The organism is Acidovorax sp. CF316 (genome assembly GCF_000276605.1).
Taxonomy (GTDB): domain Bacteria; phylum Pseudomonadota; class Gammaproteobacteria; order Burkholderiales; family Burkholderiaceae_C; genus Acidovorax.
The window spans coordinates 15,908-39,452 of the sequence record NZ_AKJX01000120.1 but is presented as its reverse complement, the minus strand read 5'-3'; the positions used below and the strand labels follow the sequence as shown (position 1 = coordinate 39,452).

Sequence of the window (23,545 nt, the reverse complement as noted above, 5' to 3'; positions counted from 1 at the left end):
CCCCCCCAGCCGCAGCGGCTCGCCGATGCGCTCGCGCTCCACGTCCGCACGGTGAAACGGCAGGGCGTGCCAGGCCTTTGCGGAGAACTGGCGCATCTGGTCGTTCGCATGCGGCGACTCGGGGTTGGTCGACTGGCCATAGGTCAGGATGGCCTGGGCCACGGGCCCGCGCGCGTCGAAAGTCACGGTCTGCACATAGCTCGTGCCGTAGTCGATGCGCAGGCCTGCGGTGTTGATCGGTGCGGGCTCCTGGCGGCCCAGGTTGTTGAGCACGCCCTCGAACTCCTCGCCGCCATGCAGACCGATGGCCTCCTCGGTGATGGCCGGGCGCTGCACGCTGCCCAGCGTGGCGTCCAGGGCAAAGCCGCTGCTGCGGATGGTGGTGACCGCCTTGTCCAGCGCCTCCCAGACTTTGGCGGCCACGGCGGCATCGTCCATCTTCAGCCCGGCGGGCGTGGTGACGGGCTGGGCCGGGTCGAACGGAATGCGGAACACGCCAGGGATGTTGCGCGCATTGCGCCAGAACTCGCGGAACACATGGGCGCCGCGGGCGTCCAGGTCGTTGCGCAGGTTCCAGCCGCGCAGGGCGGTGCAGGCGTCGCGCGATGCGGCGCTGGGCGCCTGGCCGCAGGCGGCCAGCTGGTCCGGCACGGTGACCGAGGCCATGAAATTGCGGTTCTGGAACAGCTGCTGCTGGATGCCCTGCAGCGTCACCTTGCCCCGGCCCAGCATCTCGGGGATCTCGGCGAGCCCCGCGCGGGTGCGCGGGCGGGTCAGGCTGGCGTCGCCCACCAGGGGCGAGATGGCGCCGAACCTTTGGTCGGGGTGGGTGTAGAAGAAGCTGTCGTTGCTGTTGTGCACCCAGTCGTTGCGAAAGGCCACCGGCATGCGGGCCATGGGGATCAGGCCCGGCACGGGCGAAGCGCTGTCGCGGCGCCAGGCGCAGTCGCTGCGCGCGCCGTCCAGCACCACCAGGCCGGCGCTGCTAAGCAAGGCCGCGGCGGGCTTGCCCGGGGCGCAGCGCTCCAGGTCGGCGGCGTCCAGGTCAGGCACCACGCTCACGTCGGCATACATCACGCGGCCCTGGCGGTCGGTCGCCAGCGTGTTCACCCAGGGCAGGCCCAGCGAGGCATGGGCCCGGTGCAGGTCGTCCACCCGGGTGGCGCGGGCGAAGGCCAGCGCGGCATCCATCATGCGGGTGTTGCCCGTGTTGGCGTCGCGCAGGGCGTAGGCGGTCTTGCCGGTCCAGGCCAGGCCGGCACGCGGCACCACCACCAGGGGACCCCAGCGGCTGGACCAGACGGTCTGCTCGCGCGCCTGCAGCGTGCCATCGGGGTTGCGCACCTGGGCCGTCACCTGGCGCGCCACCATCTTCTCGGGTTTGCCATCCACCATGTAACTGGTCGGGTCGCCGGGCACCAGGGCCAGCTCGTACAGGGTGAAGCGCTTGCCGGTGGAGACGGTGTGCGACCAGGCCACGTCCTTGTTGAAGCCGATCGAAACCATGGGGTAGGTGCCTATGCCCACGCCCATCACGTCCATGTGGCCCGGGATGGTCAGGTGCATCTCGTAGAAGCGGTTGGGCCCGCTCCAGGGGAAGTGCGGGTTGCCCAGCAACATGCCGCTGCCATTGGCCGTGACCTCCTTGCCGAAGGCCCAGGCATTGGAGCCCAGGGGCGAGTCGAGCAGGCCCACATCGCGCAGGGCCTGCGCTGCATCGGCCAGGTCCACGGCGGGCGCCGATACCTGCGCGGCCTGGGGCGATGGGGGCTGCGCGCCCAGCATGCCATCGGCCAGCGCGGCAATGCCGGCCTGCACGGCCACCACCTCGGCCATGCGCCGGTACTCCACAAGCGTCATCGGCTGCACCCAGGGCTGGCCCTGGCAGGCCTTGGGCAGGCGGGCCGCGTTGTCGGCCAGGAAGCGGTTGTAGCCTGCCACATAGCCACGCGCCATGGACTGCGCCTGCGCACTGGTGGCCGCCCAGCTGCGTGCCAGGAGGGCGTCGTCCATGTGTGCGGCCATGAACAGGTCGATCTGCTCGTTGGGCAGGTAGCGGCGGCCCAGCAGGCCGGTGGTCTTGCCGCCGAAAGTGGCGCCACGCTGTCCGCGTGCGGTGACGAGCTGCCCCGCCGTCATGCAGACGTTGTCCTGCGCGTACGCATAGGCCACGCCGTAGGCCAGTGATTCAGGGTCGTGCGCGGTGATGTGGGGAATGCCGTAGGTCGTGCGCTCGATGGTCACGCTGCGGTCGCCGCTGCCGGGCGTGCTGGCGCAGGCGCTCAGCAGCAGGGCGACGGCGCCGGTTGCGGCCGTGGTGCAAAAGGCCGTGGTACGGCTCCGTGTCGGTGTCATGGTAGGTGTCTCCGGTTCTGTGTGTTGTCTTGGCGTTGGCGAACGCAGTGCCATGCTACGTCTCGGTAACATTTGGACATGAGGGTGAAATGGACACGAATGGTTGCAAAATGGCCGCCATGCCGCCTAACCTGTCACCGCCATTTGCCTGTGTGAACGTGGGCATCCTCTGGGGCCAGGACAGCATCACCAGCACGGCGGCGGCCGTGGTGGACATCCTGCGCGCCATGAACATGCTGGCCGCCATGCGCGCGGCCGATGCCCCGCCACCGCTGCGCTGGCACTGGCTGGAACTGCCCGGCGAGGCGGGGCTCCATGCCCCGCCCATTCCGGGCACGGATGGGCTGCAGGGACCTCTGCACGTGGTGGTGGTACCTGGCTGGCTGGTGCCCACGGGTCCGCAGTTGCGCGACATCTGCGACCGGCATGCCGCGCACTTCGGGCCGCTGCTGCGCTCCCACGTCGCGGGCGGCGGGCTGGTGGCAGCGCTGTTCAACGGCTCGGCCCTGCTGGCCGATTGCGGGCTGCAGGCGGGGCGCAAGGTTGCGGTACCCTGGGTGTTCGCCCCATCCATCTTTATGCAGGCCGGCGACACCGGGCAGGGCGCAGCCATCGGCGCCAACTGGCAGCGCCACCAGGGCTGGCAGCGCGATGGCGCCCTGTGGACCACGGCTTCGCTGCAGGAGACCATTGCCGCCATGCTCGATCTGCTGGCCTGCACGCCCCTGGCCGAGCTGGCCCAGGCTGCATCGCCGGTGCTGCGCTTCGACCCGGAGCGCCAACTGACCGCCCCCGCGGGGATGGAGACGCCCACCGGTCGCCCGCTGGTTTCCGGCGCGCTGGAGCAGGCCCGCCGCTGGCTGCAGGCACACCGCAGCGAACCCTACAGCCTGCAGGCCACGGCGCGCGCGGCGTCCATCAGCCCGCGCACGCTGCTGCGCTGGTTTGCGCAGGAGCATGGGCAGACCCCGCAGGACTACCTGCACGGCCTGCGCGTGGCGCAGGCCCAGGCGCTGCTGCAGACCACCTACCTCACCGTGGAGGACGTGGCCCAGCAATGCGGCTACAGCGATACCGGCAGCTTTCGCAAGGTCTTCGTGCGACTGTGCGGCGTGACGCCGGGGGCCTGGCGCCAGCGTTTTCGGCTGCGCGCCAAGCGCAAGCAATGGCAGGGGGCCGGAACGCCGCCCGCAGCGGCCGGGCGCTGAGAGTCGCCCGCGTCAGGCCTTGGTGCCGAGCAGCGCCATGATCCGGTCCCAGTGGGCCTGGTCCACCGGTGTGATGGACAGCCGGCTGCCTTTTTGCAGCACGCGCAGCTCGGCCAGCTCGGGGTGCTGGCGCAGCTCGGGCAGGCCGAGCAGGCGCGTCTTGCGCAGCGCCTGCACGTCGAGCAGCAGCCAGCGCGGCGCGTCGGGCGGCGACTTGGGGTCGTGGTAGGGCGAAGCGGGGTCGAACTGCGTGGGGTCGGCCCGCGTGCCCGAGGCCACGCGCGCAATGCCGACGATGCCGGGCTCGGCGCAGCTCGAGTGGTAGAACAGCACGCCGTCGCCGACCTGCATGCCGTCGCGCATGAAGTTGCGCGCCTGGTAGTTGCGCACGCCGGTCCAGGGCACGGTGGCGCCAGGTGCGGCCAGGGCATCGTCGATGGAGCATTCCTCGGGCTCGGACTTCATGAGCCAGTGGCGGGGGGTGGCGCTGGATGGGGATGTCATGGCACCATTCTGGCAAAGAGACTGTTCGACCGCAAAACATGCGAGGGGAAACCGCACTGCTGTCCGTATGGGCAGCTGCGCTACAAGCCATGGCTGAGCAATCCGACACCAAGAGCAAGAAAGGCAACGGTCCCGGCCCCTGGGTGCTGGTGCTGTTCGGCATGCCGTTTGCGGCCGTGGGCCTGGGCCTGTTGCTGCTGAGCGTGCTGCCCACCCTGTACGACTGGACCACCATGCAGGGCTGGCAGCCCGTGCAGGCCACGCTGGTCTCGGCCGAGACCGTTGCCAGCCGCGGCAGCAAGTCCACCACCTACAGCGTCAAGGCCGAGTACCGCTACCGCGTGGCGGGCCAGGAATACACCGGGCGCCGCGTGGCCATCGGCTCGGGCAGCGACAACGTGGGCGAGTTCCAGCAGGAGCTGGGCGCCCGGCTCGAAGCCGCGCAGCGCAGCGGCACGCCGGTGGAGGCCTGGGTGAACCCGGGCGACCCCACCGAGGCCGTGCTGGACCGCAGCCTGCGGCCGGGCATGCTGGCCTTCAAGCTGGTGTTTGCGCTGGTGTTCGGCGGAGCGGGCTTGGGCATCATCATTTTCGCCCTGCGCATCCGGTTCGCGCTGAGTCCGGGGGCGCCGACGGCGGGGCCGGCCTGGGAGGCGCGCCCCTGGGAATCGCGCGCCGCCTGGAAGGACAACCGCATCCGGTCGCACCGGCGCCTCGGGGCATGGGTGGCCTGGACCATGGCCGTGCTGTGGAACCTGGTGGCGATCCCCATGGCCATCACCGTGGTGCCGCGCGCGCTGGCCCGGGGCAACCACCTGGCAGCGGGCACCCTGGTGCTGGTTGCGCTGGTCAGCCTGGTGCTGCTGGCCTGGGCCGCCCGCAGTGCCTTCCATGCCCGGCGCTATGGCGATACCCGGCTGGAGCTGGACCCGTTTCCAGGCTCCATTGGCGGGCACTTCGGCGCCACCCTGGCGGTGCCCGTGGCCTACAGTTCGGGGCTGCGTTTTCTGGCCACCCTGCAGTGCGTGGAGCACACGCGCACCCGTTCGGGCGGCAAGACCAGCTACGAAAGCCGCACGCTGTGGCAGGTGCGCGGCCTGGCGCAGGTGGAGGCACAGGGCGAAGGCGTGCGGTTGGCAGTGCGCTTCGACGTGCCGGCGCACCTGCCCGCATCGGAAGACCCGGGCAGCGACTACCACCGCTGGGAGCTGCAAGTCCAAAGCGTGCCAGGCAGCTCGGGGGACAACCTCGCGCCGGGCTTTGCGCGCAGCTTCGATGTGCCGGTGTACCTCACGAACCAGAAGTCGGTCTGGCTGCGCCACGACGCGGCCGAGCACCCGCAGCTGGCCGAGGTGGCCCAGGCCGGCGATGACGCGAACCTGTCCGACATGGAGCAGGTGCCTGGCGGGGTGCGGCTGTACTTTCCCTACGGCCGGCGCTGGAAGACCATGCTGGCGCTGCTCGTGTTCGGCGCCATCTTCGCGGGCGCGGGCACGCTGCTGTGGAACAGCGATGCGCCGCTGCCGTTCACCCTGATCTTCGGCGGCATCGGCTGGCTGGTGGTGCTGGGCGCCCTGTACGGCCTGGGCAACAGCCTCACGGTGCACCTGGACCGCCAGGGCATCCGCTCCGAGCGGCGTCTGCTGGGCGTGGTGCGCTGGCAGAGTGCGGCTTTGGCGAGCGAGGTCACCCGGCTGGAGCTCAAGGAAAGCTACTCCACCACCACGGGCGGCCACAAGGAGACCTACTACCGCCTGCAGGCCGCGCTGGCCAGCGGCAAGACCATCACCGTGGCCGACAGCCTGCGCGGCAAGGCTGCGGCCCAGCAACTGCTGTCGTCCCTGTGCCGGCAGACGGGCTACACCAAGGGCTCTCTTCCCGGTTGAGTTATCCGGCCTTGCGGAAGGTGAGGTTGATGCGCAGAGCACCCGTCAGCGGGTGCTCCGCCTCGGCCAGCGGCATCACGCCGTGGTAGCGCAGCCGCGCCGGTCCGCCCCAGACCACCACATCGCCATGGACCAGGGGAATGCGCTGCGCCTTGTCGGCCCGCGCATCGCCGCCGAACAGGAAGACGGCAGGGATGCCCAGCGACACCGAGACGATGGGGTGGCCGTGGTTGCGCTCGTCCTTGTCCTGGTGCAACGACAGGCGGGCACCGGGCGCATAGCGGTTGATCAGGCAGGCATCGGGCGCGAAGCCCGCAAAGCCCGCAGCATCGGCCGCCCCGTGCGCCAGCGTGGCGAATACGGCGGGCAGGGGCGGCCAGGGCCGGCCGCTGAGCGGGTCGGCCCGGCCATAGCGGTAGCCGCTGCGGTCGGAGATCCAGCCCAGCGGGCCGCTGTTGGTCATGGCCACCGACATGCGCTGGCCGCCCGGGGTTTCCAGGTGCCGGAAGGGTGCATGCCCGGCGATGCCGTCGACCGCCTGCAGCAGCGCCGGTGCCACATCGAGCGCAAAGCCGCGCAGCAGCACGGCCCCGGGGGCCACAGCCTGCCGCGTGCCGGCCTGCTGCTGGAGCAGCGCGGCTTCCTCCTCATGGCCAAACAGGTTCAGGCTCATGTCGCGTCGTGGAAGATGATGCCCGCCGTGTGCCGCATGCCTGAGCGCAACCGGCTCACGCCATGGCGCATGTTCACGCGGTAGGGGCCGCGCGTGGCGTTGACCGGGCGGTGGTGCACGGCAAAAACGACTGCATCGCCCTGGCGCAGGGGCACGACTTCGGCGCGCGACTGCATGCGCGGGCGCTGCTCGGTCAGCACGAACTCACCGCCCGTGAAGTCGCGCCCGGGCTCCGACAGCAAGATCGCCACCTGCAGCGGAAACACATGCTCGCCATACAGGTCCTGGTGCAGGCAGTTGTAGTCGCCCGCCTGGTACTGCAGCAAGAGCGGCGTGGGCCGCACCTGGCCGGCCGCATGGCAGCGGTCGATGAACTCGGCGTGCGTGGCCGGATAGCGGGTGGGGATGTCCATCACCGCATTCCAGTGGTTGGCCAGTGGGCACAGGTGTGGGTACAGCGCCTCGCGCAGACCGGCCACCAGGGGCGGCAGCGGGTAGGCAAAGTACTGGTACTCGCCCTGGCCGAAGCCGTGGCGCGCCATCACCACGCGGCTGCGAAAGCGGCTGCCGTCCGGGTACAGGCCCGCGAGCGCCTGGCATTCCCCGGGGCTGAGCAGGGCCGGGAGAATGGCAGCGCCCTGGGCGTTCAGGCCGTCCGTGACTTCGGCCCAGCCGATGGCACTGGCGCGGGCGGCCCAGTCCGTGGCGTGTTCGGGGAGGCGGGCATTCATGCGGGCTGGCCCTTGGTCTGGCGCTGCTCGCGCTCCAGCAGGGCCTGCTTGCGCTCCACGCCCCAGCGGTAGCCCGACAGCGCGCCGTCGTTGCGCACCACCCGATGGCAGGGGATGGCCACGGCCAGGGCATTGGCCGCGCAGGCCTGTGCCACGGCGCGGGCCGCCGTGGGGGAGCCGATGCGCTGGGCAATCTCGGCATAGCTGGCTGTTGCACCGGCGGGGATGGCCTGCAGCGCCTGCCACACACGCTGCTGGAAGGCCGTGCCCTGCACGTCCAGCGGCAGGTCCAGGCCCAGGCCAGGGGCTTCCACGAAGGCCACGACCCGCGCCACCAGCGCATCGAAGCTGCGGTCGTCGCCCACCAGGTGGGCCTGGGGAAAGCGGTCCTGCAGATCCTGCGCCAGCAACTGGGCGTCGTCCCCCAGCAAAATGGCGCACACACCGCGCCCGCTCTGCGCCACGAGGAGGGCGCCCAGCGAGCACTGCGCGATGGCGAAGCGGATGGTGACCTGCCTGCCACCCGCCTGGTAGCGCGTGGGCGTCATACCCAGCACGCCATCGGCCTCTTCGTAGAAGCGGCTGGTGGCGTTGTAGCCCGCGTTGAAGATGGCATCGGTCACGCTGCCGGCCTGGGACGCGGCCAGTTCGCTGCGCACGCGCTGCGCGCGCTGTGCGGCGCCATAGGCCTTGGGCGTGAGGCCCGTGGCCTGCTTGAAGATGCGGTGGAAGTGGTGGGCGCTCAGGCCCATGCGGGCGGCCAGCGCGTCGAGCGTGGGCGGCGCCTCGGCCGCCTCGATGATGCGGCAGGCCTCGGTGACCAGGGCCGCGTGGTGCGCCACGGGCGATGCCTGGGTCGGCTTGCAGCGCTTGCAGGGGCGAAAGCCGGCGCGTTCGGCATCGGCGGTGCTGTCGTGGAAGCGCACGTTCTCGGGCAGCGCCGGCCGGGCGGCGCAGCTCGGGCGACAGTAGACGCCGGTGGTCTGCACCGAGTAGTAGAAGCGGCCGTCGGCCGCAGCGTCGCGCGAGCGCACCGCCGCCCAGCGCGGGTCGGCCAGGGTGGCCGCGGCCTGGGCGGCCTTGGCGCTGGCCTTGGGCGGGTGGCTGGTGGGCATGCTGCGGTGGGCGAATGCGGTGGTGGTGGTGTTCATGGGGGCCTCGCAAAGGTGTTGGAGATGGCCCCACTGTAAAAATGGACCGCCGTGCACGCACCCCGAAGCTTGCTTTTGAATTCTGCACCGTTGGCAGTCGCCCCGGTGCCGTCAGGGATCCGGCACGAACGGCAGCGCTCTGCGAAGCCCCGTCCCGCCCCAGCGTTTGGCGTCCTCGCCCGGTATCGCCAGCGGGTTGTTCTGCGGCTCCGACAGCGGCGCCAGCAGGGCCTGCAGGTCGGCCTCGCTGAACTTGACGGCGCCTTCCCCGTCATGCCCCAGCACGCCCTGGGCCAGTGCGGCCTTGCGCGCCTGCAGTTCCAGCATGCGCTCCTCGATGCTGCCTTCCACCACCAGCTTGTAAACGAAGACCGGCTGGTCCTGGCCGATGCGGTGGGCGCGGGCCGTGGCCTGCTCCTCCACGGCCGGGTTCCACCAGGGGTCCACATGGACCACCGTGTCGGCGGCCGTGAGGTTCAGGCCGACGCCGCCGGCCTTGAGGCTCGCCAGCAGGATGGGCGGGCTGGTCTCGTCCTGCGCCTGGAAGCGCTGCACCACCGCGCCGCGCTGGCCCGGTGGCGTCTGGCCGGTGAGGGCCAGGAAGGGCAGTTCCAGCACCTGCAACTGCTGGGCCACCAGCTCCAGCATCTCGGTGAACTGCGAGAACACCAGCACGCGCCGGCCCTCGGCCACCAGGGCGGGCAGCATGTCGGCCAGCAGTTCGAGCTTGGCGCGCTCCATGCTGGCCGCCATCTTGCTGCCCTTGACCAGTCGCGGGTCGCAGCACACTTGGCGCAGCTTGAGCAGGGCGTCGAGGATGCTGATCTGCGCGCCGTCGAAGCTCTCGCGCTCCAGCACCCGGCGCACCTGCTTGTCGACCGTGGTGCGCACGGCCTCGTACAGCTCGCGCTGCTTGCCCTGCAGTTGCACGTGCTGGATGACTTCGGTGCGCGGGGGCAGCTCGGTGGCCACGTCCTGCTTGCGCCGGCGCAGGATGAAGGGGCGCACGCGCTGCGAGAGCAACTGGGCGCGCAGGGTTTCGCCGTTCTCCTCGATGGGCTTGCGCCAGCGGGCGTTGAAGCTGCGCACGTCGCCCAGAAAGCCGGGCATCAGGAAGTCGAACTGCGCCCAGAGCTCGCCCAGGTGGTTTTCCAGCGGCGTGCCGGTCAGGCACAGCAGGTGCGGGGCCTGCAGGCGGCGCAGGGCGCGCGCGCTGCGGCTGCCGGCGTTCTTGACCATCTGCGCTTCGTCCAGGATCAGCAGGTGGAAGGCCTGCCCCGCCAGCGCCTCCACGTCGCGCCAGAGCAGGGGGTAGGTGGTCAGCACCAGGTCGTGGTCGGCAATCTCGGCAAACGCCTTGCCACGGTCAGGCCCGTGCAGGGCCAGCACGCGCAGGCCCGGGGCCATGCGCCGGGCCTCGGCCTGCCAGTTGAACAGCAGCGAGGTGGGCAGCACCACCAGGGCCGGGCGCGTGAGGCGGCCGGCCTCCTTTTCCACCAGGACATGGGCCAGGGCCTGCGCGGTTTTCCCGAGGCCCATGTCATCGGCCAGGATGCCGCCCAGGCCCTGCGCGCGCAGGTACTGCAGCCAGGCCAGGCCTTCGAGCTGGTAGGGGCGCAGCTGCACCTGCAGGCCCTCGGGTGCGGCGACCGGCTCGGGCCTACCGATGGCCTTGAGGCGCCTGGCCAGTTGCGACAGGCCAATATCGCCCTGCAACTGCCAGTTGTTGGCACTGTCCACGCGGTGGGCCTGCACCAGGCCGGCGCGCAGGGCTTCGAGCCGGCGCAGCTCCCAGGCGCCCAGGCGCAGCGGGTCACCCTCCTGGCGCTGGTTGCGCTCGGGGTCGGTGAGCAGATCGACCATGGCGCCCACGATGGCCTTGAGCGGGCCGGCGGGTGCGTCGATGCGCCGCCCGCCCGGTGCGCGCAGCGAGATGGTCTCCAGGTCGTCGATGCGCGCCATGCGCCGCGCGATGAGCCAGCGCGCATCGCGCTTGAGCAGGTCGGCCAGCATGGGCGCCAGGTCCAGCGTCTCGCCGTCGATCTCGATGCCCAGGCTCAGCAGCCAGGCGCCTTCGCGCGCGGGCAACTGCAGCTTTTGCACCGGGCGTTCGCGCGGGCCCACGGGGCCGGCCACTTCCTTGCCCAGTACCTCGCCGGTGTCGGGGGCGATGAGGAGCTTCCAGCGTTGCACGGGCACGCTCTCGTGTGCAAAGCCGGGCCGCACCACCACGCTCCAGCCCTGGGCCGCAAGGCGTGGCACCTGTTCGGCCCAGAAGTCGCCGAAGAAGGCCTCCTGCGCCAGCGTCCACACCGGGCCCAGGCTGGCGCCGGCATCGCGGTTGCGCCACTGCAGGGTGCGCGCGTCCAGGGGCTGCAGGCCCAGCTCCCAGACCAGGTCCATGGCGTCGGATTCGGCCGCCAGGTCGCGCTGCATGCGCACCACGGGGCCGCCGGTGTCGTACAGGTCCACGAGCGGTGCCGGGCGCGAGTTGAGGATGGAGGTGGGCGCCGGCGCCTGCCAAGCGATGGCGGCCTGTCGCGCGTCTTCGAGGCGGTAGGTCCAGTCGATCTGCACCAGCGTCACGCTGTCACCGCGCGGGCCCATCTTGCCCTGGGGCTTGAGGCCCAGCAGCCCCTCGCCCCGGCCCAGGGTCATGAGGGTGATGCGCGGCTGGAAGTGGCCGGCGGCAATGCCTGGGGGCAAGGCCGGGCGCTGCGGGGATTGGGGGGCTTCATTGCCATCGCCCCGCATCAGCCCCATCACGCGCGCGGCCTCGGCGTCCGTCAGCGGGGGCAGGGCCTTGAGCGCATCGGCCCCGGCCTGGCGGCGCAGGGCGGCCACCCAGGCGGCGATCACCGCCTGGCGGTCGGAACGCGGTAGGTTCGGTTCTGCGGGGGAGGGAAAGGGGTCATCGGAACGTGTCACTGGGCGGTGATTGTGCCCGTACTATCCAACTCAATTACCCGAGCACAGGCACGGCGTAGTGCATGACGGACGCGTCCGAGCCACCCTGGTAGCCTGGCCCATAGATTTCCAGGTCCGCACCGCCGCTGTGGCGCTGTTCGGCACCTGCCAGCCAGTTGGCGTAGATGTAGTTGACGGTGTGGTTCACGTTCTCCGGCGCGCCCCGGTGCTCGAACGTGGCGTAGCGCGCGGCCGGCACTTCGAAGTGCACCATGCCTTCGGGCAAGGCGCCGGCGTGCGAGACCTCGATGGCGGCGTGGTACAGCAACAGGTCGCTGGTGCTCGCGGTCTGGCTCACCACGCCGTAGCAGACCCCGGGCACCCGGTGGGGGATTTCTGCCAGCCGGGGCATGAAGCTGGCCCACAGCGGGGGCAGCTTCTGTCCCAGGTTGTCCTTGTCGGAGTCGGCCCCGTAGAAATGGGTGGCCAGCCCCACCAAGTGCAAGGGCGGGCGCTCCTGGATGTCCGGGGTGAGTGACAGGTTGCGGTCCAGCTGGCGCAGGTAGTCCTCGTCGAACTGGATCTTCTTGACGAAGAGGCTTCGCCTGCCGAACTTGCGGTACTGGTTGGGCGTGAGCTCGAAGCAGGCCTTGAAGGCCCGGGTGAAGCTCTCCTGCGTGTCGTAGCCGGCCGCCAGGGCAATGTCCAGGATGCCCAGGCGCGTGTGGAGCAACTGGTCCAGCGCCTTGGCGAAGCGCCGCGACCGGATGTAGGTCTTCAAGGTCTCGTTGGTCAGGGCCTTGAAGATGCGCTGGAAGTGCCACTGGCTCAGCCCGGCGGCCTGCGCCACGTCCGACAGGGCGATGTCGGTATCGAGATGCGCCTCGATGAAGTCGATGCCGCGCTGGATGCGGTGCAGGTAGAACATGCCGGGCTTCTTCCTTCAAGGGGTGTCGTAGAAGCCGGTCATCGCCAGCAGCTTGCCCTGATCGTTGAACTGGCCAAAGCTTACCCCCTCGCCGAGCACCGCGCCATCGGCGCCCACCATCTTCCACTGGGCCATGCAGTGCTGGTGGTGGCTCGCAAAGCGCTCGGTCACGAAGTAGGCGCCCGGCAACTGTTGGTGAAAGCCCTGCATGGTCTCTCCGAGCGCCTCCCAGCCGGACGCAACCCCCAGCGGGTCGGTGTAGGTGCATTGTTCGTCCAGGCTGGCGGCGAACAGGGCCTGCTTTTCAGCGGCGGTGGGCGCCTTCCATGAGGCGACGTAGGTTTCCCAGGTGGTTTGCATTGCGTGGTCCATGGGGGTGCTCCTTGGTTGAGATAGAAGCCACCGATGGTGCCCATTGCTGCCGGCAGGTTTTGATATTTTGTGCTTATCTCATGGGCCTACTTCACGCCTTGCGCTGTGGGCTGCGGGGTCGTCGCCCGCGGCCGATTGCCTTGCAGGTTCATCGCGGCCGCGGCCAGAAGGATGGCCGCGGCCCCGAGCCACTGCGCGGGCTGCAGCCGGTGGCCGAAGGCCACGAAGTCCACCGCGATGGCGACTATTGGGTAGATGAAGGACAGCGCGCCCTGCAGGTAGGTGGGCAGCTTCTGCACTGCGCCGTAGAGCAGGATGTACATCAGCCCGGTGTGCACCACGCCCACCGTGACCAGCAGCATCCAGGTACGCGCATCGCGGGGCAGCTCGCCGAAATGGGCGAACGGGGCCAGCATGAGCACCCCCACGCAGACCTGCACCAGCGCGATCAGGTGCGGTGGCGTGCCCGTGAGCCGCTTGGCGATGACCGAGGCAACGGCCCAGAAGAAGGCCGCGCCCAGCGCCATGGCGATGCCCAGCGCATAGTGGCTGCCCGCGAAGCTGGCGCCCGGCCGGGCCTGCACGATGAGCAGCATGCCGCCAAAGGCCAGGGCCAGCCAGCCGAGCTTGGCGAGGGTGATGCGCTCGCCGAAGAGCAGGGCGCCGAAAGCCACCAGCATGAAGGGCTGGGTGTTGTAGACCGCCGTGGCGATGGAGATCGAGGCATGCGCGTACGCGCCGAACAGCAGCAGCCAGTTGGTGACAATGGCCACGCCGCCGAGCGCGGCCCAGCCCGCCTGGCGCCAGGTGAGCACCCCGCGCAGCAGGCCCATGGCGGCGCACACCAGCGCCAGCGTGGCCGCGCCGAAGGCGCAGCGCCAGAACACCACGTCCAGCGCCGCCAGCCCCGATTGCACGACGAACCAGCCTATCGTGCCCGAAATGGCCATCGCACCACCCATTTCGAGCGTGCCCTGCGTCTTCTTGTCCATCACCGTTCCACCTTGTATCCGATGCACAGAGTGTAGAAAAATGGCGCTGCCAGGTGAATGGTCAAAAAAAGTCGATTGCTCAGATAGTCCTCATAATCCAAGGCATGGCTTGAATCTGGAGTAATTTTCCATGGACCTGGTCGATCAATCCATTCTGTCGGTGCTGCATGCGGATGCGCGCACCTCGCTCAAGCTGCTGGCCGAGCGCGTGGGCCTGTCGGCGCCCAGCGTGTCCGAGCGGCTGCGCCGGCTGGAAGAGCGCGGCGTGATCCGCGCCTTCACCCTGGACATCGAGCCGCGCGCCCTGGGCTACCAGCTGCAGGCCATCGTGCGCATCAAGCCGCTGCCGGGCCAACTGGCCGCGGTGGAGCAGTTGATACGCGACACGCCCGAGTTCTGTGAGTGCGACAAGGTGACGGGCGACGATTGCTTCATCGCCCGGGTCTATGTGCGTTCCATCGAGCAGCTCGACGGCGTGCTCGACCGCATCGCCGACAAGGCCCAGACCAGCACGGCCATCGTCAAGGCGCAGACCATCAGGCGACGGCCGCCGCCGTTCACACCCGGTTGAGCGTCAGCGGCCCAGCACCTTCGCGAACAGCTCGTTGCGAAAGTGGATGCCCATGCGGGCAAAGGCGCGGTTGCGGTAGGTCTTGACCGTGGGCACGCCCAGGCCCAGGTCGGCGGCGATGCCCTCGTGCGTCATGCCCTGCAGCACCCGGGCGCAGACGTCGAGTTCGCGGTCCGTCAGGTCGTGCTGCAGGCGCAGCAGCCGCTCGCGCAGGGCCGGCAGGCCCTGGGGCAGGGTGGCCAGGGCCGGGAGCACCGCATGCTCCGCGTCCTCTTCCTGCAGCAGAGGCACCATGGACTGCGGACGCGCGAGCGTGATGTGCTTGCGCGCCAGGGCCAGCAACACGGGTGCCACGCTCTCGAAGCCGCTGATCTGGCCGTCGCGAAAAGGCGGCTGGTGCTGGTGGCGGTAGAAGTTGACGGCGAACACCGAACCGTCGCTCTCGTAGTCGACCACCGAGACGCGCTCGGCCACGCCGTGGGCTTCGTAGACACGGGCGCGGTGCTCGCCCTCGACTTCGGTGGCCGTCACGTGGCACAGCCGGGTCAGTGGTTCGGCGGGGGCGTCCTCGAACGGCCGGCCCCAGGTGCGGTCGCGGCGGTAGGGGCCCGAGAGGTAGGCCCACCAGCAGTCCTGCGTGGTGTCGGGCACGCCTCGGCTGGCGGACATGAACAGGGTGGGCTTGCAGCGATGCCCGGTGCGGTACACCGACCACGAGGCCGCGGGCAGCACGGGGGCCAGGTCGTCGAGCAGGCCAGCGGCGAAGCCGGCCTCGCCCAGGCGCTGCACCATGCCGGCCAGGGCTTGGCCTGCGGGGCCGGTCGCGGCATGCCTGCCCGTGGCGGGCGGCTCGGAGGGGAGCCATTGCCTCATGGTCGGGTGCCTTGCAGGTGCGTGGAAATCGGTGTCATCGGGTTGTCATCCTCAGGGATGACAGGCCGCTGGCACAACCGGATTTACGCTAGGTTCATAACTAATTTTGCCCTGGATGCCGCCCATGCCCGACCCGCAAGCCTTGCCGGAACCCCGGCTGAAATTCTTTGCCGACCTGCGTGTGCAGGTGGGGCTGCCTCAGGAGGTGGGCCAGACCGCCCACGGCCTGCGGCGGCTGATCCCCATCACCGGCGGCACGGCCACGGGCGAGGGCTGGACAGCCCGGGTGCTGCCCGGCGGCGCCGACTTCCAGCTCATCGTCAACGACCGGCTCTCCGAGCTCGACGCGCGCTATGTGCTCGAGACCGATGGCGGCGATTTCATCTACGTGCAGAACCGGGCCGTGCGCTCGGGCGCGCCCGAGCTGATTGCGCGCCTGGTGCGCGGCGAGCCGGTGGACCCGGGGCAGATCTATTTCCGCTGTAGCCCGAGCTTCGAGACCGCCTCGCCCGCGCTGGCCTGGATCGCCGAGCGCATGTTCGTGGGCTCGGGCGCGCGCTACCCCGATGCCGTGGCCATGCGTTTCTTCGAGCTGGCCTGAGCCTTCCTGATCCCCCGACTTTCCTCACAAGAACCCCTGGAGACAACAAGCATGACGAAGACTTCATCCCAACCCGCCCGCCGCGCGCTGCTGGCTGCCACCGTGGCCGCAGGCCTGGCCGCGCCCTGGGCCAGCGCCCTGGCCCAGAACGCCGCCGCCAGCTACCCGAACAAGCCCGTGCGCATCATCGTGGGCTTTCCGGCCGGCACGGGGCCGGACATCGTGGCGCGGCTGCTGGCGCAAAAACTCTCCGAGGCCTGGGGCAACCAGGGCGTGATCGTGGACAACAAGCCCGGCGCGGGCGGGCTGATCGCCGCCACCGAGGCCGCACGTGCCACGCCCGATGGCTACACGCTGATGCTGGGCGAGACCGGCCAGCTGAGCATTGCGCCCAGCAGCTACACCAAGCTGCCGTACTCGCCGCAAAAGGATTTCGTGGCGGTGAGCCAGGTGGTCACCTCCGACTTCGTGCTGCTGGTCAACCCGCAGAAGGTGCCGGCGCGCAACGTCAAGGATTTCGTCGAATGGACCAAGCAGCAGAAGGGCCTGTTCCTGGCGACGTTCGGTGCGGGCACGCCGGGGCATTTCGGCGCCTTCATGTTCGGTGATGCGGTGCAATTGAAGCCCGAGCCCGTGCACTACAAGAACACCACGGACGCGCTCGGTGGCCTGTTCAGCGGCGACGTGCAGGGCGTGTTCGCCAGCGTGGGCCTGGCCGCCCCCAACGTCAAGGCCGGCAAGCTCGCGGCCCTGGGCAGCACCGGCGCCACGCGCACCAACGCGCTGCCCGAGGTGCCGACCATCAAGGAGCAGGGCTACGCCAACCTGGAGTTCTCGTCCTGGTTCGGCATCGTGGCACCGGCCAAGACCCCGCCCGAGGTCGTGGCCAAGCTGAGCGCCGACATCGTCAAGGCCGTGCAGTCGCCCGAGGGCAAGGCCAAGATGGAAGAGGCCGGCTTTCGCGTGACGGGCACGGGATCGCAGGAGTTCACCAGGATCATCGCCGCCGATACGGTGACCTGGGGCAAGGCCGTGGCGGCCACCGGTTTCAAGGCCGATTGACCGGGCAGAGCCGCACCCAGAACCACAACAACACCCCCAGGAGACACACCATGCCATCCACTCCCCTTCGCACGCGCGCCGTGCGCCGCGCAGCACTGCCCGCCGCCGTGCTGCTGCCCCTCGCGCTGGCCGCCTGTGGCGGCAGCAACGACGGCCCCATGTGGCCCCCGGCCAATGGCGCCTACTCGGCGGCCTGTACCGGCCTGGTGGCCAATGCCAAGCTGGCGGGCACCACGCTGGCCACCAGCTATGTGCCGCCGGACAGCAAGCGCCCGGGTGGCGCGGCCACGGGGGCCTTCCTGCCCGGCCACTGCGTGGTCACGGGCAGCATCAACCCGCGCGTCGGGGTGGATGGCAAGAATTACGCCATCGGCTTCCAGCTGAGCCTGCCGGACAACTGGAACGGCCGCTTCCTGTTCGTGGGTGGGGGCGGCAACGACGGCATCCTGCGCGATACCTCGCTGAGTTCCAGCATCTCGGGTGGCACGCCATCGCCGCTGGGGCAGGGCTTCGCGGTCGTGTCCACCGATGGCGGGCACATCGGCACCACGGCCAGCTTTGGCGCCGACCCGCAGGCGCGCATCGACCACGCCTACAACTCCTACGACAAGACCGCCGTATCGGCCAAGTCGCTGATTGCCACGCACTACGGACGCAAGCCCGACCGTTCCTACTTTTCGGGCTGCTCGGGGGGCGGGCGCCAGGGCATGGTGTTCTCGCAGCGCTTTCCCGATTACTTCGACGCCATCACGGCCGGTGCCCCGGCCATGCGCGTATCGAGTGGCGCCACGGTGGCCGCGATGTGGAACACCATCGCCTTCAATGCCATTGCGCCGCAGGATGCCTCGGGCAACCGCATCCTCTCGCAAGCCTTCAGCAATGCCGACCTGAGCCTGGTCGCCAATGCCGTGAAATCCTCGTGCGATGCCGCTGACGGGGTGGTCGACGGCATGGTCAGCAACACCAAGGCCTGCAAATTCAACCCTGCTGTGCTGCAGTGCAGCGGTGCAAAGGCCGCAGACTGCCTCTCGACCGCCCAGGTAGGCGCGCTCACCAAGGTGTTTGCTGGCCCGCGCAACTCGGCCGGCCAGGCGCTCTATGCCGGCCAACCCTGGGATCCAGGCCTGGCCGCACCGGGATGGCGCGCCTGGACGCTGGGCAGCTCGACCACCGCCACACCCGATGCGCGCTACATCACGCTGATGGTGGATGCGCTCATCAACGAGTTCTTCACGCCGCCGGACCTCACGTTCAATCCGCTGGCCTTCAACTTCGACACCGACCCGGCGCGCATGGCCGCCTACTCGGCGATCTATGACACCTATGCCGACGACAAGCTCACGGCCTTTCGCCAGCGTGGCGGCAAGCTGCTGTTCATCCACGGCATGTCGGACCCGATCTTTTCGGCCAACGACACGGTGGACTACTACGAACGTCTGGCGGCCAACAACGGGGGCATCGCCAGCACCCAGGGATTTGCGCGGACCTTCCTCGTGCCCGGCATGAACCACTGCTCGGGCGGCCCGGCCACGGACAGCTTCGATTCGATCCAGACCATGGTGGATTGGGTAGAGAAGGGTATCGCGCCCGACACCATTGCCGCGAAGGCGCTGCCCACCCAGGTGGACTACCCCAACCGCACGCGGCCGCTGTGCGCCTACCCCCAGTTCGCCAAGTACAAGGGCACCGGCAGTGTGGAGGATGCGGGCAGCTTCGTCTGCTCAGCGCAATGACGCGGGCCGCGACTGCCTGTGCCTATTTCCGGGGTGCAGGCAGTTGCAGCTGGGCTTCCTTCGCCACGCGAATGCAGTCCTGCATGTGCTGCTCGCCCAGGTAGCGCAGCGTGGCGTAGCCAATGGCCGCCGACACGGCCTGGCCAGCCAGGGGCACGTACTTGGCCAGTTGCTTGGTGGTCAGGCGCAGCCCGACGGTCTGGGTGGCGCGTATCACCAGCTCGCGGGTGATGAGCTTGCCGATCAGCACCGAGCCGACCAGGCCCACGGCCTTTTGCACCTTTTCGCGCTTTTCGGGGTCGAGCTGGTCCAGTTGCTGGGCCGACAGGCCGAACTCCGAGCTGATCTGCGGCAGCAGGCGCGAGAGCAGGGCGGCGTCGACGGCCCAGTCCAGCCCGGGTACGGGAACGGTGCTGGCGGCCGCGGCCACCAGGGCTCGGCGGTGCAGCAGGCTCCGGCTGCGCTGCACGGCGGCGGCCAGGGCGGGGTCGTCAGCGGCCATTTGTCGGGCAGTGGGCATGGGTCACCTGCAAAGTGGAAACTCAGCCTGATCTGGGGCCGCGGCGGCCAAAGGCAATGGCCCGGCGCTCAGCTTTTTCCCTTGATCAGGCTGTAGATGAACAGCAGCACGATGGCGCCCACGACGGAGGCGATCCATCCGGCCGCATCGCCTTGCTGGTACCAGCCCATGGCCACACCCACATAGCTGGCCAGGAACGAGCCCGCCACGCCCAGCAGGGCCGTCATGATCCAGCCCATGGAGTCATTTCCGGGTTTGATGGCGCGCGCGATGAAGCCCACGACCAATCCAATCAACAGCGTTCCTATCAGTGAGAACATGGTTTGTCGCTTTGTGTACAGGTGAAAGAAGGAATGGCCCGACTGTAGCCGCGCGGCGGGCACCCGTCTGTCGGACAGCATGCCTTGGGCGCATGGGCCGCAGTTGTTGACAATCAATCGGCGGGCGGGCCGGCGGTGTAGGACTTGTCGCACATGGTAGCGCGCGTACCGCTGATGACCGCTGGCATCGGGACTGCCTACAGTGGTGGACATGCCCAGAACCCGCCAGAAAGAGGTCCGAGATGCGTAAATTGGTCGCTCCCATCGCCCCCACGTCCTTCGTGGCGGTCATCGCGCTCGTGGTCGGGGTGTTTGCGGCGTCGCCATCGGCGGTGCATGCGCAGGGCGACGAGGCGTCGCTGCAGCGTGGCGCCGTGGCGGACATGACGCCGCAGCAGCGCTACAACACCGCCATCCGCGAGGCGGGTGGGGGGATGAAGGTGGCGCTGGAGGAGTGCCGCGCCCAGGCCGGTGCCGAGCGCCGTTCCTGCGAGGCCCAGGCCCGGGCGCGTTACCAGGCCGACATGGCGGCCGCCAAGGAATTCCTGCGCAACCCGAATGCCCGGCCGGTGAACGTGACGGGCGGGCCCATCCGCGGCACGGAATCCACCTACGTGGTCAAGCCATGACCCTCCAAAGCAAAAGCGCGCCGATGGCGCGCTTTGTTGTCATGCGGGCTGCCGGAAAAGCAGCTTACTTCGCGGCAGGGGCGTTGGCCTCGACCGCCGTGGCGGTGGGCGTGACGCGGCGGGCGCCATCGAAGCGGCGCTGCCAGTAGGACTGGCGCATGTCTTCCACCCGGACTTCCGATCCACTGCGAGGAGAGTGAATGAATTTGCCGTCACCCACATAGATGCCTACATGGCTGAACGCCCGGCGCATGGTGTTGAAAAACACCAGGTCACCCGGCTGCAGTTCCTTCTTGTCGATCACCGTGGTGGTGGCGGCTTGCTGGTCTGCGCGGCGGGGAAGCAGCAGGCCGACCGTCTGCTCATAGATGGCGCGGACGAAGCCGCTGCAATCAAAGCCGGTCTCGGCGCTGTTGCCGCCACGCTTGTAGCGCACGCCGAGGAACCCCATGGCATTGCCCACCAGGTCGGACGCCTTGTCCGCCACCGTATGGGCCTTGTCGGCCACCGTGTGCTGCATGTCCTTGAGCTGGGACAAGAGACCCTTGTCCATCAGGATTTTTTCCATGTCATCCGCTTGACCGGCGGATGGTGCAGCCTGTGCGCTGACAGCGCAAGCCAGGAGGAGGGTGCAAAACCATTTGGACATGGGGGCGAAGGGTACCACGCTAAATTGCCCGTTTTGTGAGGGAAGTCACGTATGCCTTCATCTGGGGGCTGGACTTGCCTGCGCCACTCCCTTATACCCATGGGTTGCATGGAACCCAGGTCCAACAAGGCTGACATGTATCTGACATCGAAATGCCGCATTTCTTTGCGCGCCGTGGGGTTTCTTGCTCTTTTTTACATAGCGTCTGCAGGCATGGGAAGCGCCCATGCCCAGGGGACCGCCCCCGCTGCCAAGGCTGTCACCTTGGCGTCAGTGGCCACCGGCCTGGTGAATCCCTGGGCCGTGGCCTTCCTGCCCGAAGGCCGTTTCCTGGTCACCGAACGGCCCGGCCGCATGCGGGTGGTGGAGGCCAATGGCCAACTGGGGCCTGCCCTGGCCGGCCTGCCGAGCATTGCCGCCGGAGGGCAGGGCGGGCTGCTCGACGTGGTGACCGACGCCGATTTCGCACGCAACCGGCGCATCTTCTTTTGCTACTCGGAACCCGGCGCGGCCGGCACCTCGGACAACAGTACCGCCCTGGCACGGGCCACCCTGGCGCCCGACAACCGCTCGCTGCAGGATGTGAAGGTCATCTTCAGCCAGAAGCCCAAGGTGGCCAGCAACCTGCACTTCGGTTGCCGCATCGTCCAGGCGGGGGACGGCAACCTGTTCCTGGCGCTGGGCGAGCGCTACCACCGCAAGGATGACGCGCAAAAGCTCGACAACCACCACGGCAAGATCGTGCGCATCACGGCCGATGGCGCGGCACCGGCAGACAACCCGTTTCGCGAGCGGGCCGGCGCCTTGCCCGAAATCTGGAGCTACGGCCACCGCAATGCCCAGGGGGCCACCCTGGCGCCCGATGGCAAGCTGTGGATGCACGAGCACGGCCCCCAGGGGGGCGACGAGATCAACCTGCCCCAGCCGGGCCGCAACTATGGCTGGCCGGTGATCACATATGGCGAAAACTACGGCGGCGGCAAGGTGGGCGAGGGCACGACCAAGGCCGGCATGGAGCAGCCGCTGCACTACTGGGTGCCCTCCATCGCGCCCTCGGGCATGGCCTTCCTGACCAGCGACCGCTATGGCGCCGCCTGGCGCGGCAGCCTGTTCGTGGGCTCGCTCAAGTTCGGCACGCTGCACCGGTTCGAAGTGGCCAATGGCAAGCTGCAACGCGAGGAGAAGCTGCTCGAAGGCAAAAAGGAGCGCATTCGCGATGTGCGCCAGGGCCCTGACGGCTTTCTCTATCTGGTGACCGACAGCCCGCAAGGGCGGCTGCTGCGGCTCACCCCGGCGTCCTGAAAAGGACAGGTGGGGACCGGGGGCTGCGACAATGCCGCATCCCATTGAATTTCCCCGTATACGCCATGCTGCTCGACGCCTCCGAATCCCAACTCGTCCTGGTGGACTACCAGGAACGCCTGATGCCCGCCATTGCCGAAGGCGCTGCCGTGCTGGCCAATGCACGCCGGCTGGCGCAGATCGCGCAGCTGCTGGAGGTGCCCGTCTGGGGTACCGAGCAGAACCCCTCGCGTCTGGGCCCCAATGACCCGGCCCTGCGCGCCCTGTGCCAGAAGACCCTGGCCAAGATGCACTTCAGTGCCGCCGAGGAAGGCCTGGGCGAATGGCTGCGCCCCCCTGCCAAGCCCCAGCAGGGCGGCAATGCCCGCAGCCTGCCCAAGCACCTGCAAAAGCCCGCCCAGCAGGCGCCCGAGCGCGGCACCATCGTGATAGCGGGCTGCGAGGCCCATGTCTGCCTGATGCAGACCGCACTGGACCTGATCGACGACGAGTTCGAGGTCTGGGTCGTGACCGACGCCTGCGGCTCGCGCACCGACCGCAACCGCGATGCGGCGTTCGACCGCTTGGCCGGTGCGGGGGCCGAACTGGTCACGACGGAGATGGTGGCCTTCGAATGGCTGGGCAGCTGTGAGCACCCGGACTTCAAGGACGTGCTGGCGCTGATCAAGTAGGTGGCGCGGTAGCTGCCAGCGCGTTTTCCAGCGCGCGCCGGGTGTCCGCGTCGGCCGGTAGCAGGTGGTCCATGCGCAGCGACTCCAGCGTCACGTCGAGCGGCGAGGCCAGGGTGGTGAAGGCCGACATGAAGCGCAGCACTCCCGCGCTGGAGCGCAACTGCATCAGCAGCACGGGAGGTTCATGGACCTGCCCTGTGGGTATTGGAAGGGTCATGCGGGCCATCGGCATGGTCTGCAGGCGCTCTGCCAGCGCGGGGTTGAGGGCTGCCTCCGCCTGGGCGCGCTGCAGCACTGCCGATGCCATGTCGGCAGCATTGACGATCCATGGCAGCAAGCCGTCGGGCCCGAGCAGCAGCTCGAGCATGTTCATTGTTGCGGCACCTGGGCGCACCGCAGGCGTGAACCCTATCAGCCGCATCAGAGCGGGCGTTGCGGCATTGGTCTCCAGCACATTCCATTGGGCATCGAGCAGCATGGCCGGAGCCGGTTCGTGTGCGCGCAGAAACTCCCGCAGGGTGTCCCGCACGGGAGCCAAATGCTCGTCCTGCCAGTCGCGGCAGGGGTAGTGCGGTGCGAAGCCGGCGGCCAGCAGGGCGCGGTTGCGTTCGGCCAGCGGGGTGCGCAGCGCATCCAGCAGCGCGAGCAGCATGGCGCGACTGGGTTGGGCCTTGCCGGTCTCCAGGCAGCTCAAATGGCGCTGAGACACCCCCGTGTGCAGCGCCAGCGCCATCTGGCTCAGGCGCTGGCGCTCGCGCAGCGCCTTGAGCAACAGGCCTACGGGGGCAGCTTTCGGAGGGGCGGACCTGGCGTCGGTGCGGGGTGAATGCATGGGGCAATGGTCGCACACCGGGCACACGAGTCGTCGTGGTTATGACCTGGGAGGTGATTGATGCAATGACCTGGG

At 69.0% G+C, this 23,545-nt stretch carries 23 protein-coding genes; 9 read left to right on the top strand and 14 right to left on the bottom strand.

The features are described from left to right. Nucleotides 1-2,355 (bottom strand): penicillin acylase family protein (locus tag PMI14_RS14255; protein ID WP_007855460.1); only part of this gene is annotated, 2,355 nt, incomplete at its 3' end. Nucleotides 2,356-2,474: 119 nt separating this feature from the next. Here PMI14_RS14255 and PMI14_RS14250 point away from each other — a divergent pair. Next, the gene (locus PMI14_RS14250; RefSeq protein ID WP_238541840.1) at nt 2,475-3,563 is read left to right on the top strand and encodes a GlxA family transcriptional regulator; all 1,089 of its coding nucleotides are present in this window, start codon (nt 2,475-2,477) and stop codon (nt 3,561-3,563) included. 12 nt (nt 3,564-3,575) lie between these two features. Here PMI14_RS14250 and PMI14_RS14245 read toward each other — a convergent pair whose 3' ends face one another. Continuing rightward, nucleotides 3,576-4,067: an EVE domain-containing protein gene (locus PMI14_RS14245; protein ID WP_007855456.1), complete on the bottom strand. Its 492-nt coding sequence runs from the start codon at nt 4,065-4,067 to the stop codon at nt 3,576-3,578. A gap of 89 nt (nt 4,068-4,156) precedes the next feature. Between PMI14_RS14245 and PMI14_RS33560 the strand changes: the two genes are divergently transcribed. Next, on the top strand, nt 4,157-5,953 hold the full coding sequence (locus PMI14_RS33560) for a DUF3592 domain-containing protein (RefSeq protein WP_007855454.1): 1,797 nt from the start codon (nt 4,157-4,159) through the stop codon (nt 5,951-5,953). Between the two features lies 1 nt (nt 5,954). Here PMI14_RS33560 and alkB read toward each other — a convergent pair whose 3' ends face one another. From alkB to PMI14_RS14200, 7 genes are all read right to left on the bottom strand, one after another. Next, nucleotides 5,955-6,626, bottom strand: coding sequence for a DNA oxidative demethylase AlkB (gene alkB, locus PMI14_RS14230; protein WP_007855452.1), 672 nt, complete (start codon nt 6,624-6,626; stop codon nt 5,955-5,957). Further along, nucleotides 6,623-7,357, bottom strand: coding sequence for a 2OG-Fe(II) oxygenase (locus PMI14_RS14225; RefSeq protein WP_007855450.1), 735 nt, complete (start codon nt 7,355-7,357; stop codon nt 6,623-6,625). Before PMI14_RS14225 ends, alkB begins: the two co-directional genes overlap by 4 nt. After that, nucleotides 7,354-8,508 carry a bifunctional DNA-binding transcriptional regulator/O6-methylguanine-DNA methyltransferase Ada gene (gene ada / locus PMI14_RS14220; RefSeq protein ID WP_007855449.1) on the bottom strand — a complete coding sequence of 385 codons (1,155 nt, stop codon included), beginning with the start codon at nt 8,506-8,508 and terminating at the stop codon, nt 7,354-7,356. The genes PMI14_RS14225 and ada overlap by 4 nt, the downstream gene beginning before the upstream one ends. A 111-nt stretch (nt 8,509-8,619) precedes the next feature. After that, nucleotides 8,620-11,436 carry a DEAD/DEAH box helicase gene (locus tag PMI14_RS14215; RefSeq protein WP_007855448.1) on the bottom strand — a complete coding sequence of 939 codons (2,817 nt, stop codon included), beginning with the start codon at nt 11,434-11,436 and terminating at the stop codon, nt 8,620-8,622. A 34-nt stretch (nt 11,437-11,470) separates the two neighbouring features. Continuing rightward, complete coding sequence (locus PMI14_RS14210) at nt 11,471-12,343, bottom strand: helix-turn-helix domain-containing protein (RefSeq protein WP_007855447.1); 873 nt, start codon at nt 12,341-12,343, stop codon at nt 11,471-11,473. A 15-nt stretch (nt 12,344-12,358) separates the two neighbouring features. Then, a complete protein-coding gene (locus tag PMI14_RS14205; protein ID WP_007855446.1) occupies nt 12,359-12,715 on the bottom strand; it encodes a nuclear transport factor 2 family protein in 357 nt (118 codons plus the stop codon). Between the two features lie 86 nt (nt 12,716-12,801). After that, nucleotides 12,802-13,707, bottom strand: a complete 906-nt coding sequence (locus PMI14_RS14200; RefSeq protein WP_007855445.1) for a DMT family transporter — start codon at nt 13,705-13,707, stop codon at nt 12,802-12,804. Between the two features lie 130 nt (nt 13,708-13,837). On the opposite strand from PMI14_RS14200, the gene PMI14_RS14195 reads away from it, so the two are divergent. Beyond that, on the top strand, nt 13,838-14,278 hold the full coding sequence (locus tag PMI14_RS14195; RefSeq protein WP_007855444.1) for an Lrp/AsnC family transcriptional regulator: 441 nt from the start codon (nt 13,838-13,840) through the stop codon (nt 14,276-14,278). A gap of 3 nt (nt 14,279-14,281) precedes the next feature. Here the strand turns inward: PMI14_RS14195 and PMI14_RS14190 are convergent, their stop codons facing one another. Continuing rightward, nucleotides 14,282-15,151, bottom strand: a complete 870-nt coding sequence (locus PMI14_RS14190) for a helix-turn-helix transcriptional regulator (RefSeq protein ID WP_007855442.1) — start codon at nt 15,149-15,151, stop codon at nt 14,282-14,284. Between the two features lie 124 nt (nt 15,152-15,275). On the opposite strand from PMI14_RS14190, the gene PMI14_RS14185 reads away from it, so the two are divergent. From PMI14_RS14185 to PMI14_RS14175, 3 genes are read left to right on the top strand one after another with little or no spacing between them, the layout of a single operon-like run. Then, nucleotides 15,276-15,752 carry a DUF3237 domain-containing protein gene (locus PMI14_RS14185; RefSeq protein ID WP_007855440.1) on the top strand — a complete coding sequence of 159 codons (477 nt, stop codon included), beginning with the start codon at nt 15,276-15,278 and terminating at the stop codon, nt 15,750-15,752. Between the two features lie 51 nt (nt 15,753-15,803). Beyond that, nucleotides 15,804-16,814, top strand: a complete 1,011-nt coding sequence (locus tag PMI14_RS14180) for a tripartite tricarboxylate transporter substrate binding protein (protein ID WP_007855438.1) — start codon at nt 15,804-15,806, stop codon at nt 16,812-16,814. Between the two features lie 50 nt (nt 16,815-16,864). Next, on the top strand, nt 16,865-18,547 hold the full coding sequence (locus PMI14_RS14175; protein ID WP_007855437.1) for a tannase/feruloyl esterase family alpha/beta hydrolase: 1,683 nt from the start codon (nt 16,865-16,867) through the stop codon (nt 18,545-18,547). Nucleotides 18,548-18,569: 22 nt separating this feature from the next. On the opposite strand, the gene PMI14_RS14170 is transcribed toward PMI14_RS14175, so the two are convergent. Next, on the bottom strand, nt 18,570-19,067 hold the full coding sequence (locus tag PMI14_RS14170; RefSeq protein ID WP_007855436.1) for a hypothetical protein: 498 nt from the start codon (nt 19,065-19,067) through the stop codon (nt 18,570-18,572). 68 nt (nt 19,068-19,135) lie between these two features. After that, entirely contained in the window at nt 19,136-19,387 is a 252-nt protein-coding gene (locus PMI14_RS14165) for a GlsB/YeaQ/YmgE family stress response membrane protein (RefSeq protein WP_007855435.1), read from the bottom strand. A 242-nt stretch (nt 19,388-19,629) separates the two neighbouring features. Here PMI14_RS14165 and PMI14_RS14160 point away from each other — a divergent pair, with 242 nt between their 5' ends. Next, nucleotides 19,630-20,016: a hypothetical protein gene (locus PMI14_RS14160; protein WP_007855434.1), complete on the top strand. Its 387-nt coding sequence runs from the start codon at nt 19,630-19,632 to the stop codon at nt 20,014-20,016. A 64-nt stretch (nt 20,017-20,080) separates the two neighbouring features. On the opposite strand, the gene PMI14_RS14155 is transcribed toward PMI14_RS14160, so the two are convergent. Then, nucleotides 20,081-20,665, bottom strand: coding sequence for a C40 family peptidase (locus tag PMI14_RS14155; RefSeq protein WP_035203814.1), 585 nt, complete (start codon nt 20,663-20,665; stop codon nt 20,081-20,083). A gap of 213 nt (nt 20,666-20,878) precedes the next feature. Here PMI14_RS14155 and PMI14_RS14150 point away from each other — a divergent pair, with 213 nt between their 5' ends. Together PMI14_RS14150 and PMI14_RS14145 are read left to right on the top strand one after the other, a co-directional pair. After that, nucleotides 20,879-21,967 (top strand): PQQ-dependent sugar dehydrogenase, encoded by a 1,089-nt coding sequence (locus tag PMI14_RS14150; protein ID WP_007855432.1) that lies wholly within the window; start codon nt 20,879-20,881, stop codon nt 21,965-21,967. Between the two features lie 65 nt (nt 21,968-22,032). Beyond that, nucleotides 22,033-22,638: an isochorismatase family protein gene (locus tag PMI14_RS14145; protein ID WP_007855431.1), complete on the top strand. Its 606-nt coding sequence runs from the start codon at nt 22,033-22,035 to the stop codon at nt 22,636-22,638. Here the strand turns inward: PMI14_RS14145 and PMI14_RS14140 are convergent. Further along, on the bottom strand, nt 22,631-23,470 hold the full coding sequence (locus PMI14_RS14140; protein WP_007855430.1) for a helix-turn-helix domain-containing protein: 840 nt from the start codon (nt 23,468-23,470) through the stop codon (nt 22,631-22,633). The two genes, PMI14_RS14145 and PMI14_RS14140, sit on opposite strands and share 8 nt — an antisense overlap. Nucleotides 23,471-23,545 lie beyond the last annotated feature (75 nt).